Annotated in this window: 7 protein-coding genes; 1 reads left to right on the top strand and 6 read right to left on the bottom strand. The window is 36.2% G+C overall.

What is annotated here, in order from left to right:
• Positions 1-2: 2 nt before the first annotated feature.
• The 6 genes from C245_RS0102650 to C245_RS0102620 all read right to left on the bottom strand — a co-directional run bounded on the left by C245_RS0102650 (position 3) and on the right by C245_RS0102620 (position 15,396).
• Positions 3-3,158, bottom strand: coding sequence for a SusC/RagA family TonB-linked outer membrane protein (locus tag C245_RS0102650; RefSeq protein ID WP_017495029.1), 3,156 nt, complete (start codon positions 3,156-3,158; stop codon positions 3-5).
• 570 nt (positions 3,159-3,728) lie between these two features.
• A complete protein-coding gene (locus C245_RS0102640; protein WP_017495027.1) occupies positions 3,729-5,162 on the bottom strand; it encodes a SusD/RagB family nutrient-binding outer membrane lipoprotein in 1,434 nt (477 codons plus the stop codon).
• Between the two features lie 13 nt (positions 5,163-5,175).
• Positions 5,176-8,364: a SusC/RagA family TonB-linked outer membrane protein gene (locus C245_RS0102635; protein ID WP_017495026.1), complete on the bottom strand. Its 3,189-nt coding sequence runs from the start codon at positions 8,362-8,364 to the stop codon at positions 5,176-5,178.
• Between the two features lie 314 nt (positions 8,365-8,678).
• Positions 8,679-10,181 (bottom strand): SusD/RagB family nutrient-binding outer membrane lipoprotein, encoded by a 1,503-nt coding sequence (locus C245_RS0102630; protein ID WP_017495025.1) that lies wholly within the window; start codon positions 10,179-10,181, stop codon positions 8,679-8,681.
• An 11-nt stretch (positions 10,182-10,192) separates the two neighbouring features.
• Positions 10,193-13,405 carry a SusC/RagA family TonB-linked outer membrane protein gene (locus C245_RS0102625; protein ID WP_017495024.1) on the bottom strand — a complete coding sequence of 1,071 codons (3,213 nt, stop codon included), beginning with the start codon at positions 13,403-13,405 and terminating at the stop codon, positions 10,193-10,195.
• Positions 13,406-13,680: 275 nt separating this feature from the next.
• Positions 13,681-15,396 (bottom strand): hypothetical protein, encoded by a 1,716-nt coding sequence (locus C245_RS0102620; RefSeq protein ID WP_017495023.1) that lies wholly within the window; start codon positions 15,394-15,396, stop codon positions 13,681-13,683.
• Positions 15,397-15,565: 169 nt separating this feature from the next.
• Here C245_RS0102620 and rpsL point away from each other — a divergent pair, with 169 nt between their 5' ends.
• Entirely contained in the window at positions 15,566-15,949 is a 384-nt protein-coding gene (gene rpsL / locus C245_RS0102615; protein WP_007136570.1) for a 30S ribosomal protein S12, read from the top strand.
• The last annotated feature ends 58 nt before the right edge of the window (positions 15,950-16,007 follow it).

Below are 16,007 nucleotides of genomic sequence, written 5' to 3'. Positions count from 1 at the left end.
TATTAAAATGTTAAATTAATTTTGAAGCCCCATCTTTTTGCAGTCGGAGCAGCTGAAGTCTCTATACCTTGTAATGTTGAATTACCGTAGCTTGTTGTTTCAGGATCAAAATTGGTATACTTAGGAACGTTTGGTGCAAAATACCATAAGTTGTTTGCAATAAAACTTAAACTGATTTTTCCAAATGGAGTTTTTTCCAAAATTTTACTTGGTACATCATAAGTTAAGTTTATCTCTCTTAATCTAAATACAGTTCCGTCATAAATTGTTGCTTCATCAACAGAATTTATTCCAAAAGTACTTCCTCCGGCAGGAGAAAAGTAAAGCTCATTCATACTTAATTGTGTGCTGTTTGGAATTTGATTTCCATTAGCATCTAAGATCGGAGTTCCATCATTGTTTCCGTAATAACCTGGAATTATAAATGTTTTTTCTCTGTCTTCAGTATCTCTGGTTACACCTCTTCCTAATAATGACTCAATAGTAGAAGAAGATATGTCACCTCCTTGTTTCCAATCAATTTGTGCTCTTAAGCTCCACGCTTTGTAAGTAAAAGTATTTGCGAAACTCACTCTAAATTTAGCATTTGGATCTCCAATAACGCCAAGTGAAGGATCCTGAATAACTGCTCCTCCAGATCTGTTGATTAAATAATTTCCATTGGCATCACGAGCAAATCTTGTTCCGTAGAAAACTCCAAAAGGTTGCCCTGGAATTGCATATGCAATTTGATTTGCATTAAGCTGAATTCTGTCTAAACCTTCTTTCAATGTTAATACTTCATTTTCGTTTTTAGTGAAGTTAGTTAGTAATGACCATGTGAAGTTTTTAGATTTAACCGGTACTAATGTTAATCCAAGTTCAATACCTCTGTTTCTAATAGAACCTGCATTAGTGTTTAACTCTGTAAATCCAGTTGAAGATGCTACAGTTACAGGTGTAATTAGGTCTTTTGTTGTTTTAGAGTACAAACTCAAATCTACTACGATTCGCTTTCTGAAAAATTCTAAGTCTGTACCAATCTCAAATTCTTCTGAGAATTCTGGCTTAACATCTTGATCTCCCAAGAAAGTATTGTTTCCAATTCTAGGAAGGCCATTGTAGGCTTGTCCTTGATTGTAAGATATTTTTAAGAATTCTGCAGGCACATCTCTACCAACTTTAGCGAAACTCGCTCTTAGTTTTGCAAAAGTTAAAATATCGCTTTGGATGTTGAAAGCATCAGTTATAACTGCTGAGGCACTTACAGATGGATAGAAATAAGAGTTTCTTTCTTTTGGTAAAGAAGAACTCCAGTCATTTCTGGCTGTAGCATTTAAAAACAGGTAATCTCTATAAGACAGAGTTACATCGGCAAATACTCCGACATTTCTTTTCATAGCTCGCTCATCTGTTAGATTTGCTATACTTTTAACATTTTTAAAAGTAAAGATGTTTGGAACAATGAATTCTCTTCCTTCGTTTACAAGTCTTGAATACTCATTTTGCAATACGTTATTACCAACTATTGTTGCTAATTTAAAGTTTTCATTCAATTCATAATTGAAGTTTAATAAGAATGTAGATTCAATATCTTGGTTTACGTAGTTATCAGCAAGTAAATTCCCTAACCCATTATTTGCTCTGGAAGCCAAATCACGAACTTGACTTCTTGCTAATGAATATTTGTTAATACCAGCTCTGTAAGATGCAGAAATATTGTCGTTTAAAGTGTAGTTTAAGTTAATACCTGCAACAATTCTATCTGTATTAGTGATAATCTGATCGTGTTGCCAAGACCAAAGAGGGTGGTCAAATTGTGTTCCGTTTGGAGTAACAGATCCACCTGTTACAGGGTCTATGTATGGAAGATTTAAATCCCAGTTTCTAGCTAAGAACAAAGTTCTCGCAAATGAAGAAGAAGATCCTGCAAATTGATTTTCTCCAAAGAAACCTCCTACTTGTTTTGTTTTTGAGTAAGCTAAGTTGGCTCCAACAGTGAATTTTTTACTTAGTTTGAAGTTTCCACCTGCAGACATTGATGTTCTGTCGTAAGAGTTGTAAGGAATGTAACCATCCTGACGTAAATCTGAAATAGTAGCATTAAAAGTTCCGTCTTGTCCGGCATAGTTAAAACCAATTGTTTTGTCTAGCACCGTTCCTGTTCTGAATAAGTCTTTTACGTTGTTTGGTTTTGCAACATAAGGAACTGTAGGTCCAAATTGGTCAGGGAAAGCAGCTAGCAATGTTGGCCAAGTTGGAATTGTAGCTAATGAATCAAAGCGTGGTCCCCATGAACCATTTGCGTTTGAGTACTGGAAATTTGCTCCTGAACCGTATGTGTTTTGGTAGTCTGGTAAGTTAGCAATGGTTTCAAAATAAGTACCCATTCCAACATTTACATTTAATTTTTGTGTTTTATTTGGTTTAGATGCACCGGATTTAGTGGTTACAACGATTACCCCGTTCATAGCTCTTGAACCGTAAAGTGCAGCAGCAGCAGTACTTTTAAGTACGTTGATACTTGCGATGTCATTAGGATCTAATGAAGATAAAGCAGATTCATATCCTCCTCCTCCAGTGATTTGACTAGTTGAAGTTACGGATACATTACTGTATGCAATACCGTCAACGATAATCAAAGGATCTGTATTACCCGTTAATGAGTTTACCCCTCTAATGGTAATTTGGTTGGCAGCTCCTGCAACACCAGTTGATGTATTAATGTTAACCCCCGCAACTTTTCCTGCAAGAGCTCTTGATAAATCTGGTTCTGAGTTTTGAGTAATTTGTTCTGCTTTTACTTCGCTAACAGAGTATCCTAGTTTTTTAGGGTTACGCTTAATACCGAATGCAGTTACAACAACACTTTCCAGCTGTTGTGCGGCACCATCTAATAATTTTACATTAATTGCAGAAGAGGTGGCTGCTACTTCCTGGCTTTTCATACCGATGTAGCTAAATACCAAAACCTGGTTTGAAGAAGCTTTGATAGAGTATTTACCATCAAAGTCTGTTTGTGTCCCTGTTTTTGTTCCTTTAATCAATACACTAACACCTGGTAAAGGCATTCCTGTATTGTCAGAAACTGTTCCAGAAACAGCTCTTTCTTGCGCAAAAGTAAGTTGCGCTACTAGTACTAATAAAAGTACTAGGAGTCCATTGAACTTTAGTTTCATTTTTATGTGTTTTGAATTAGTCTGGTAAAAATCTTAATTATTTGTTAATCTACCTAATATAAAAAGCTTTTTTTTTGGTCATTTTGCAGTTTTGTTGTGAGATGTGTTTTTTTAATGTTAAAAATCAAGGGTTAATATTGCCTTATTTCTTTTTTGTTTAACATGTGTTAATGCTTGATTTTGCTGGTTTTTTTCGCGATTTTGATCAATTTTAAAAGACACTTTTTTGAGTGTACTTTTGTCCTCGGCATCTTTTAAAAAAAAAGAGGCCATCCTGATATGGATGACCTCTTTTTTATTAGTTTCAGATTTAGGGTGCAAGGGTGTATTTTATTGCAATAGTCTGAAGAAGCAAAAGAATTGAATCTTTGATTTTTTTTATATTGGGAAGTAAGTTTTGAAAATTAATTTGTAGAAAGGTCTCTTGTCAAATAAGCATCCATACTTAGATGGGTTGGCTGTTTGAGTTTTGTTTTCTTATTGCTTCAGCAAGTTATTAATGAAAAAAAGGGCGCTTATCATTCGATAAGCGCCCTTTTTTAGGAGTTGTTTTGTAAGTGAAGAATACTATTATCTAGTACCTCCAGCCCACCAAACTTTTTCTTTGTATACGTAAGAACCGTCTCCATATAGTTCTTTAACGTTTGTATTTGAAGCAACGTCAGATTGACCGTAAGCAAATCTTTGTGGGAACAATTCAGGTTTTGGATTTACCATAGGAATTAGGTCTCCATTACCCATTGCTTGTAAACGTCTGATATCGTTGTAAGATTCAATACCTTCATTTTCGAAGAAAGAAATGTGTTTTTCTACCATGATCTTTTTCAACAATGCATTACCAGTTAATGCTCCAATAGAAGCAATGTAAGTATCTGCTTGCGCTGGTGTAAATGCTACAGCTGTTTTTTTAGCGTAAGCTGCTTTAATAGCTGCATTCATTGTAGTTTGTGCCTCAGGTAAACCTAATCTCGCTTGTGCTTCAGCTTTAAGGAATAATAATTCGTGGTAGCTTAATAAGTAGATTGCGTTTGCTTCACTCATAAGAGCTGAGATAGAATATCTACCTTGCGCTTCAACATCTTCTTTTGAATTGTCAAAAGGAAGTACTACACCAGCCTTTTTTGTAAAGAAAGAAGCTGTACGAGCGTCTGCTGGTCCGTTAGCAACCATAGTGTCGTAGAAACTCTTAGCAACACAAATAGCACCTCTGTTTAATTCGAATCTTGCGAAAGGATTTGGAACACCACCATTTACAAGTTTTAATTCGTCGCTAGAATCTGCGAAAGAAGCATTTACATAGTTAATTACACCTTGGTAATCCGCTTTTCTAAGAGATAATCTCATAGTGTATCTTGCCAATAATCCGTTTGCAGCTTTGATCCATTTAGCAGAATTTCCACCATAAATAGGATCCTGAACACCTAAAGTTGCGTAAGTTGAAGTTTTGTTCAAGTTAGCAATACCTTCAGTAAGGTTTTTAAAGATGTCCTGATAGATAGCCTCCTGTTTGTCAACTTTTGGTTGAAAAATTACTCCTGGTTTTACAGCTTCAGAGTAAGGAACGTCTCCAAAAAGATCGGTAAGGATCGCTAAGTTGTAAGCCTTTAAGATTTGTGCTACACCTAAGGTTTGGAAGTTTCCTTTTTCTTTACCAGTTGTACAGTTGTCAATAATAACTCCTAAATTCAATAATTGTCTGTAGCTATTGTTCCAGCCGTTATTGTAAGTTGAAGATAATTGTGGATCAGCTCTTCTAATCTGAGCATTGTACATTTGATTGTGATTTCCTGCACTTAACTCAGAGTAGATACCTCCATAAAATGAAGCATCAGCACCAGTTACTGTGAAGGCAGAATTCACCATAACATCCGTAATGATTAAGCGGCTAGCCATCTCTGTCGGATTGTTCACATTCTTATTTATTTCGTCCATCTTGTCCTCAGAACAAGCTTGGAATAAGAACGTAGCCATTAAAGCTGTTAGTGTTATTTTTATATTTTTCATTTGATTTTTTTAATTAAAATGTAAAGTTCAATCCAAAACCAATGCTCTTAGTTTGTGGCATTGACCATTGTTCGAATCCACCAGCAAAGTTGTTGTTTCCTTGTGTTGCTTCTGGATCAAGGTTTGGCATTTTAGACCATAACAAGATGTTTCTTGCGAAAACAGAAGCTTTAATGTCTACTGCGTTGTCTAATAATTTAGGGAATTGGTATCCTAAAGTAACCTCTCTTAATTTTACAAAACTAGCATCAAATACTGCAGACTCTGCAATACCATTTAAAGCTGCTTGTAATTGTTGAGCTCCGTTTGGATCTGCAGCACCACCTCTAACGATGTCGTTTGGAGTTCCGTCAGCTTTAACACCTGGGTAAACAAACTGAGAAGTTCTGTCTGCTGTTCTTGCATCTACACCGTAAAAGTTCATTAAGTTGTTAGATCCACTGTACATTTTTCCACCATTTTTCCAATCTACAACTGCTCCTAAAGATACTCTTTTGTATGTGAATTGTGTAGAACCTCCTAAAGTAAATTTAGGTGCAACTTCTCCTAATACTTTTAATTTACCGTCAGCTTGTGGAAGACCTTGAGCGTTTACAACGATGTTGTTGTTAGCATCTCTTAAGTATCCTGTACCGTAGATAACTGGGAAACGATCTCCAACGCTAGCTCTAAGCTGTGGAGTTGTAAATCCTCCAAGGAAGATGTTGTCTACACCGTTTGCTAATGCCTCTACGTAAGAATCAATTTGAGAATAGTTTACGTTAAATGTCCAGTTGAAATCAGCAGTACGAACCGGATTAACGAATAAACTTAATTCGTGTACGTCATTACGCATTTTTCCTCCGTTTGTTACAAGAGAATTTGCTCCTGTAGAACCTGATAATGGAACATTGAAGATTTGATTTGTTGAATTTTGTTTAGAGAAAGTATAATCAACTCCAACTCTGTTGTTGAAGAATTTTAAGTCAACTCCAAGTTCATACGATTTTGTATTTTGTGGTTTTAAGTTTGGATCGTATTGTACGTTGCTAGGAATAAATGAACTAACTCCTCCTAATGGGTATTGTACAGGATTTCCAGACCAGAATCCACCTGAGTAACTTGGTGTTGTGAAAGAGTTACCAACGTAGTTTCCTGCTTGTCCTACTTCAGCAATAGATCCTCTAAGCTTAGCATAAGAAACAACTGAACCACCTTTTAATCCTTCTAATTCAGTTACCACAAAACCTAACGAAGCTGATGGGTAAACAAAATCTCTGTTACCTCTTGGCATATTAGACGCAACATCTTTACGGATAGTACCACTTAAGAAAACCATATTTTTATATGAGAACTCAGCATTACCGAAGAGACCAACAGTACGAATTTGTCTGCGGAATTCTGAAGCTGTTACGATTCTTGCGTTAGTGATAGTTGGGAAACCTCCAAAGTTGAAAGCTGTTCCATTATCATCATATTCTTTAGTGTTTTGGTGATTGTACTCGTTTCCAACCAAAACATTTAAGTTAAAATCATTAGTGATGTTCAAGTTGTAGTTTACTGTAAGTAAAGAGTTGATAACATCATTAGTTGTACCGTAAAGGTGTGCGCTACTAGTTTGTCCTGAAAGATCAAGTTTGCTTCCAAATTCAAAAATATCTCTGTAGTTTGTAGTCCAAGAGTCTACACCTGCTTGATATTTAACAGTAAGTTTTTGACTTCCGTTTTCACTGATAATTGGAGAGTACTGTATGTAAGCGTTACCGTAAACACGGTTTGTTTTTTCGCTGAACTCATTGTTTTTAGCAGCCCAGTAAGGGTTGTTGAAAACACCTGGTCTGTAATAAATCTGATCGTATGGGTTTGAAGGATTAGCATAACCAATTCCTTTTAAGTCGTAACTTCTTGGACCTCCAAATACACCAACAATAGCACCGTCATTTGCAGCTGAACTTTTGTTGATTTTAGTTTGAACGTAGTTAAAAGAGAAACCAGTTTTCCACTCGTTGTTTAACTTTGTATCTACAAGGGCTTTTACAGTATATCTGCTCATTCCTGTTTCAGGGATGATACCGTCTTGCTTAGAGTTTCCTACTCCAAAAGAGTAATTTGTTTTTTCAGTTGACTGAGCAATATTTAAAGTATTGTTGATTGTGAATCCTGTTTTGAAGAAATCACCAATATTGTCATAAGCACGAGGTGCAACCCATGGGTCTAATCCAGCTTTTGCTCTTTGTGGTACATAGTAAAGACCTGGTCTTAGAGTTCCACCGTTTAATGCGTTAGCAACGTTTCCTCCGTAAGTTGCATCATTTGGTAATTCAGAGATTTTTGGACCCCAGTTCATTGAAGAGTTTGGATCAAATTTTCCATTTATACCTTGTGCATACTCATTTTGAGTACTTGGTTTTTTTGAAATAGTTTCAAAACTTGTAGAAGTGTTGAAAGTAATAGTAGGCTTCCCGCTTTGTGCTAAGTTTTTACCACTTTTTGTAGTAATTAAAATTACACCATTAGAAGCTCTTAATCCGTATAAAGCAGATGCTGCTTGTCCTTTAAGAACGTTGATAGATTCAATTTCGTTTGGATCGATATCCACTGCTCTGTTAGCAACATCGGCTCCTGTTACACCGTTTCCAGTACCGAAATCAGGTTGAGATGCTACAGGCATACCATCAATAACATACAAAGGTGTGTTGTTTCCTGTGAAAGAACGGGCACCACGAATTATGATTTGAGAAGAAGCTCCAGGCGCACCACTAGAAGGAGTAATAGATACACCCGCTAATTTACCTTGTAAAGCTCCGGCAAGACTGTTGTTGTTTGCTCTTGTGATGTCTGCAGCTTTTACCTCCTGAGTTGCATATCCAAGTGCACGTGAGCTTTTCTTAACACCTAAAGCTGTAACTACTACGCTTTCCAATTCTACTGAATCGTCTTTTAATTTTGTGTTAACAGTGGTAGAACTAGCTGATACTTCTTGGGCTTTCATCCCAATGTAGCTAAAAACTAATACTTGATTTGGTGCTGCTTTGATAGAGTATTTTCCATCAAAATCTGTTTGCGTTGCTGTCTTAGTTCCTTTTACTAATACACTAACACCTGGTAAAGGTATTCCTGTATTGTCAGAAACTGTTCCAGAAACAGCTCTTTCTTGCGCGAAAGTAAGTTGCGCAACTAGTACTAAGAAAAGTACTAGGAATCCATTGAACTTTAGTTTCATTTTTAAATATTTTGAATTAGTCCGACAAAAATCTTAATAATTAGTTAATATACCTAATCAAAAAAGTTTTTTTTTCAGTGAAACGGCATTTTTGCTGACTGGAGTTATTTTTTTATCGTTAAAATGCATTCAAAAATGATGAATTGTTATTTTTTTACTTAAAAAGCAATGGATAGTTTAGTTTGTGCCTGCTGAATTAAATGTTAAATTTTATAGGAAGGACGATGAATTTCAGTTTTTTCTGCGTTTTCAACAAAAAAACCACCCCGGAAGGAGGTGGTTTTGTGTTAAATTATGTTATTTTTTGGCGATTCCTATTTATCCCAAAAAATCTTTGTGCTTAGTTTATCTCCTCCAATCGAAGTTGATGCAGCGTTATAATTTGTTGCATTTAATGTTTGTTCTCTAATAGGGTATGCCATTCTGGATGGAACCTTACCTTCGGCAGCTGCGTCTGCACTTGTTGGCGCTGTCAAAACTGGGAAGTCTAGTCTTCTTGTTGATGTCCAGCCTTCAAATCCTCTGTTGAACAGTGCATACCATGCTTGTTCTCCTACTTTTTGCTGCCAGGTTCCTGTGGCTGTAGCATATGCTACAGCTGGTTGGGCAAGATAAGCATTTGCATCTGCTGATGAAACGCCCCAGTCTTCCATAGAAGCTAGAATTGCTGCATTGTAATGTGAAGCAATTGTTCCTCCAACAGCAACTCCTCTTCCGGAAGCTTCTGCTAATAAGAATTCTACTTCGGCATAATCTAATAAAGTACCGCTAAAGTCCGGAGCTTTAATTTTGTCACTTGCATGAGTGTATCTTGATTGAGAGTTTTTTATTCCAACAATTCCACCTCTATAACCGGTTACAGTAATTAAGTCGCCTGCAGCATTTGTGTCTTTATAAGTTGGTCTGAAGTAAGGTGTTTTTCTTGGGTCATTTAGTGCGACCAGTTTGTCTACAAATGGTTTTGCTACAACAAAGTCATTTCTTCCTGAGAATACCATATCTACATAAAGCGGGTTAGTGTTTGGAAGATCTAACATATAAGGAAGTTTTGCGTTATCAGCATTTGATGTGAATCCGCCTGCTGCGCCGGAGATGATTGCTGCGTCTGCAATTGCTGATTCAAGACCAGATGATTTTAAGTTGATTCCTAATTTTAGTTTGATGCTATTGGCAAACTTAATCCAGGCAGTTAGGTTGTCTTTGTAGATAACTTCAGCAGAGCCAAAGGCCGGTTTTGAGGTGTCTAATCCAGCGATGTCTTTGTTTAGACGTACTATTAAGTCTTTATAGATGTCTACGGCTTTATCATATTTAGGTAAATAATCTCCGGATCCTTTTAGGGATTCTGAGTAAGGAACATCGCCAAAAGTGTCTACTAAAATTTGGTACGTATAAACCATTAATATGTCAATAAGGATCAATTGATTCTTTTTAACTGTAGTTTTTTGTGCAAATTCAGGATCTGCAGGTGAGATTACATCTTTTTCCAGAAAGCCCTTCGCTTGAGATAAATCAGCAAGTGGTCCTGCATAAAGCCTGTCCCAGTGATTGTCTGAAATTTTACGGGTTACCCAGTTGTAATTAGATTCATCCAGATAGGTGGTTTCAGTCCATTGTTGGTTTACTAATCTGAATATGTTTCTGTTTACATTGGTGTTGACAAGTTGCTCTGTTAAGTTTTTTTCAGCATTTGTAAATAAAGTGCTAGGGGGTACTACAGAAGGGTTTTTTACATCTACATTTAAGTCTGTTAGGCTGCTGTCGTCACATGAAACTGTGAGAAGCATGATTCCTAATGCATATAGTATTTTTTTCATTTTGTTCTGTATTAAAATTTGAATGTTAAGTTAAAACCAATATCTCTGGTAGTTGGAAGAGATCCAACTGAATAGCCTCTTGAGCTGTTTCCTGATGATAGTCCACTTTCTGGGTCTGCGTATGGTAGGTTTTTATGAATTATCCATAAGTTCGAACCAACTAAACTTGCTGATGCCGCGTTTATGAATGTATTTTCGAACATGCTTTTAGGGAAGTTGTAAGTGATAGATACTTCTCTAAGCTTAACAAACGAGGCATCGTAAATAAAAGCTTTGTTTGGTGCAGCTTGGTAGCCCATGCTGTTTGCGATTGATCCACCTTTTGTTTTTACAGTGTTTGGAGTTCCGTTAGGAGCAACTCCAGGATTTAAAAGACCATTTTCTCTAATGTCTCCTACAGCTGTTTCTCTATATAGTCCGGATGCAAGCCCGTAATACATATCTAGTGAGAAGATGTCTCCGCCTTTTTGAGTGTCAATTAAGAATCCAAAAGTCAAATTTTTATAAGTAAATTTGTTTCTAACTCCACCAATCCAATCCGGAGTAATGTTTCCGATTGTGTTGCTTGAAGATGTAGTGATCATGTATTTACCTGTGGCTTGATCTATTGTTGGCTGTCCGTTTGTGTAAACGAAATCAGTTCCTTTTAGGGCGCCATAAGCTTCACCAGGAGCTGCGTTAACTGTAACACCACCTTGGAATGCACCTAATTGAAGATTATCTAGTCCATTTGGTAATGTGATAACTTTACTTCTATTGTTTGACCAGTTTACAATTATTTCCCAGCTAAAGTCTTTTGTTTTAATTGGAGTTCCGTTTAACTGAATTTCAAAACCTTTGTTTTCGATGTTTCCACCGTTAACAAGTGCGTTCGTAAAGCCGGATCCTGAAGATACTGCTGCCGCAACAATCTGGTCAACTGAGTTTGTTTTGTAGTAGGTAATGTCAAATCCTAGACGTCTGTTTAATATACTTGTCTCTAGACCAACTTCGAAAGATTTTGTTCTTTCCGGTTTAAGGTCTGGGTTTTTGTTAATGCTACGGAATGGAAGTAATAAGGAGTTTGTGTAAAGAGGTTGTCCTTGAAAGTTAGGAACTCTTGTGTAAGTGTTGTTTAGTTGAAGTGCATCTGCATCATTTCCTACTTCAGCATAGTTCACTCTGAATTTTCCAAAATTTAACCAGTCTGCCTTTACTACGTTTGAGAAAAGGAATGATCCTGAAACCGCTGGATAAACATAAGAGTTGTTATTGTCAGGTAATGTAGAAGAAACATCTCTTCTGATAGAGGCATCTACAAAGTAAGTGTCTAGATAGCCAACAGATGCTTGAGCGTAGATACCATTAACACCTGAGGATATTTTGGCTTCTCTTGGGAATGGTAAGTCTAAACGTGAGTTAGATAGAGCATATATTCCAGGGGTAACTAAACCTCCAATAGTTGAAGAAAGGACATTGTCTCTTTTGTTTCTTCTGATGTTGGTTCCAATTACTCCATTTAAACTAATGTCTTCACCAATTTTTTTGTTGAAGTTTAACATGAAATCATAATTAATTTCCTGGAAGTCGATTTCGTTTCTTTGGTATCCTGATGATTCGTTAACAGGAGAAAGACCAAATCCTGAAGCAATTGACCCGACAGCTCTTCTTTCTTCCTGAAGTTGCTTATAGGTGTCAAGTGAGACTCTTCCTAATGCACTTAACCATGGAGCGATCTCATAATTAAGGGAAGCGTAGCTGAATAAACGGGTTCTGTCATCAGAAGAATAATTTTGATAACGTGTGAAATAAGGATTGTCCCAATATGCTGGTTTCAAACCTGAAGGATCTGTCGGATCAGTCCAGTTCCAGGTTATGTTTTGACCGCCTGATGCAAAGTAAACATCTTTTTGCGCTTGAACGTCAGTGTTGGTTTGCCACCATTGTCTGAAGTTACCCATAATGTTATCGTTATAACCAGTTGAGTTTCTACCTACAGTGCTTTGTAGGGTAACGGCCGCATAAGCATTAGCGGTAAGTTTATCGGTAACTTTTTGACTAAATCTTGCACTAATCTGATTTTTTTTCAATTCACTGTTTGGAAGAATACCAGTTTGATTAGTGTTTACATAAGTCAATGATAAGCTTGATCTGTCAGTTGATTTTTCTAATGCAATGCTGTTAACGAATGTATGAGCATTATTAAAGAAAGTTACAGGGCCATTTTTTGCAGCTGTCCATGGAGTGGCTTTTCCGTAGTTTGGCGAGAAAGGAGTAAAAGCATCCCATTGGTAAACTGGTTGGTTGTCAAAAGCATCTCCGTCAGAGGCATCATTTGATGTGTCTACAGTATCTGGTGTACCAGTTCCTAAAAATGAGGAGCCAATACCATATCCTGATCCATATCTGTTTTGATATTTAGGAAAAGTTGATTTGTCAACACTTCCGTTTGTGAATCCGCTTGAGAACGAAAAACCGATTTTGTTGTCTGATTTTCCTTTTTTAGTGGTAACCATTACAACTCCATTTGCAGCTCTGGATCCATATAATGCTGTTGCAGCAGCTCCTTTTAGGATGTTGATGCTTTCAATATCTTCCTGGTTGATATCCGAGGCATTGTTACCGTAATCGTAACCGCCTCCACCAACTTGTTGCGAAGAAACGTTTGAGTTGGAGTTGTCAATAGGCACCCCGTCAATGACCCAAAGAGCCTGGTTATTTCCGGTAAGTGATTTATTACCTCTAATTACAACGTTAGTAGAACCTCCGAAGTTGTTGTTTCTTTGAACTTCTACACCCGCGGCTTTACCTGATAATAAATTGGCAACGTTGGTGTTCCCTGCTCCTCCGTTAACATCTTTTCCTGAAATTTGTTGAGAAGCATATCCTAAAGATTTTTTTTCTCTTTTAATACCCATCGCTGTGGTTACTACAACTCCTTCCAGTTGCTGGGCATCTCCGGATAATTTTGTGTTTACTTGTGATGAGCTGGCGGCAATTTCCTGAGTCTTCATGCCGATGTAGCTAAATACTAAAATTTGACTTGACGTGGCTTTGATGGAATACTTACCATCAAAATCGGTCTGTGTGCCTGTTTTGGTTCCTTTGATTTGTACGCTTACCCCTGGTAGTGGCATACCTGCATCATCGGTAACAGTTCCCGAAACGGCTCTTTCTTGCGCAAAGGTTAGTTGCGCGAATAGTACTAAAAGTAGTACTAAAAATCCATTGAACTTTGGTTTCATTTTTGTAATTATTTTGAATTAGTCCTACAATATTCATAATAATTTGTTAATAATCCTAGCGTTGTGTTGTTGAATTTTCTCACAATGTCAAAATTTAACATTGTAACATATTGTAATCATTGTGTTAAATAATTGGGTTAATTGGGTGTTTTGCCCGTCAATGCTGAGATTAATCTGATATAATGGGTGTTATTATTTAGAATTTTTCGGTATTTTTTATTCCTTAATAATTTGTTAATAATGGGAATATTGTTTTGGTGAATTTTCTCACAACGTTAAAATTTAACATTGTAGTGTATGTTAACGATTGTGTTAAATAATTTTATTTCCTGAAGATTTTCCCCGCCATTGCTGAGATTAATGCGGAGCAGGCCACTCGTTGTCTGAATGGTTGTGCCGATTCCGACTCCTGATAATTTTTGTAATTTATTAAGATTTTGAGTGTTGGTTAAATCCTGATAAATGGCAAAATCGATAATGGAATTGATATACAGGTTGTTAGAGACTTTGTATCTGTATTCGGTAAGTAGCATAGAGGCGAAATTGCCCTGGAGACTGTTTTCTGCAAAACCTCTTATAGAGTTTGTTCCTCCAAATCGAAACAATTCGTTGGTAATGTAATTTTGACTTTTCAGATAAAGGATTTGTGGATTTATGTAGATGAAGTTTTTCTTGTTTAACTCAAAATTATAAGAGAGGTTAAGGTTGGTGTAGAATTGTTTGCTGGATTCGACGGTTTTAGGGCTGTTGTTGGTGTCTCTTTTTCCGTAGCCTAAAAGAAGGTTGAGGGAGGCTTTTTTTGGGAATAAACTTTGAAGATAATCTGTTTTTTTAAATTCAAGGGTAGAGGTGATGTATGAATTTTTGTAGTCGCTAATTGTGGTGTTGTTTGTGTTTTGAATGTCACTAGATTCTGTTGATTGATAGCCTAAGTATAGTCGTGTATTGTAGTTTAAAAAATAACCCAGGTCAATTGCGGTTTTGGTGTTTTGAAAAGTACTGTCCTGTTTGAAAATATTTAATTGTGCTTTGATGCCTAGTGAGGATTGAAATATGTAAGGAATTTCAATTTTAGTATTGAAGGTTTTTTGTTGATTTCCGTCACTTTTCCAGTATAGTGAAAATTGTTCTCCTGCGTGAAGAGTGTTTAATAATGATAAGTCCAGATATCCATTTAGAGTTGTTTTTTTATTTTCGTCATTAGAAAAACCAATATAGCCGTCAAAAGTGTTTGCTTGTCTTTTTTCTACATAGGTGTATATTTTCGTAGAATCGGTTGTTAATAATACCTCCGGATATTTGATTTGGGTTGTAAATTCAAATGCATTAATGTCGTTGTATAATTGTTTTACGGTTTCCTGATTAAAAGTCTTATTTAAGTACTTCTTTTTAAGTTGTTTTAGATGTCCTTTTGGGAAATAATCTCTTTTTGTTGGGTCATTCTGAGTTAGAATAATGGAATTTACGACGCGTTTTTTTTCGGATTTATAATTTAACTCCGCGTAAATTATGGATTTCTTTTTTTGTAGGTTTTCAAGTTTTAGTTTGTTTAAGGCGAAACCTGCTTTTTCAGCATCTAATGTTTTTTGGTTTAGATAATTTTCCAGTTCTTCATATGCTAGAATTAAAGTGTCGTTTTTGATTTTTGCTTCATCAAAAAAACGGTGATTCGCTCCTATATATATATGAACTTCTTTTGTTTTGTTTTTTAAGTCGATTTTTGAGATAAAAGTACTATCGTTTGTTTTTTTTGTTTCAAGTATAGCGTGGTCGAGATATCCTTGTTTGGTTAATTTTTCGGATACATTTTTAACTTCTTCGAAAAGAGATTTTATGTTAGTGTGATTTCCTGAATAATTCAGTGAATCAATAATTTGTGTTTCGATTTGATTTGCTCCTTTAATTTGTAAATGAAGGTTTTGAGCACAAGAAGAGATGCCGATTAGAAAAAACAGGAGAGGTAAAAGCGATTTCAAAAGCAATTGTTTCATTAAATTAAAAGTATTACAAATATCTATTGTTTGTTTGTAAAATCATATGCTTAAATAATGTTATTGAAAATTAATGAATTAACGTTTGTATAGTGAAAAATATTTTATACATTTGCAACCCCGTAAAAAGCGGGAATTTAATATACATAATAAATTTTTAGTATTAATTATGCCAACAATTCAACAATTAGTAAGAACAGGAAGAACTCAGATCACTAAGAAGAGTAAATCGGTTGCTTTAGATTCTTGTCCTCAAAGAAGAGGGGTTTGTACGCGTGTTTACACTACTACACCAAAAAAACCAAACTCTGCAATGCGTAAAGTTGCGCGTGTACGTTTGACAAATGGTAATGAAGTGAATGCTTACATCCCTGGAGAAGGACACAATTTACAAGAGCACTCGATAGTATTAGTGCGAGGTGGAAGGGTAAAAGATTTACCAGGTGTTAGATATCATATCGTTCGTGGAGCGCTTGACACGTCAGGAGTTGCAGGAAGAACGCAAAGAAGATCTAAGTACGGTGCTAAACGCCCAAAAGAAGCAAAAAAGTAATTTAAAACGTTAAGAGTTGGAGGTTAGGAGTTAAGGGTTGGGGTTTTAAGCATGTGCT

Origin of the sequence: Flavobacterium sp. WG21 (assembly GCF_000335775.1) — a bacterium.
GTDB lineage: Bacteria > Bacteroidota > Bacteroidia > Flavobacteriales > Flavobacteriaceae > Flavobacterium > Flavobacterium tructae.
This window is presented reverse-complemented; position numbering and strand designations above follow the sequence as displayed.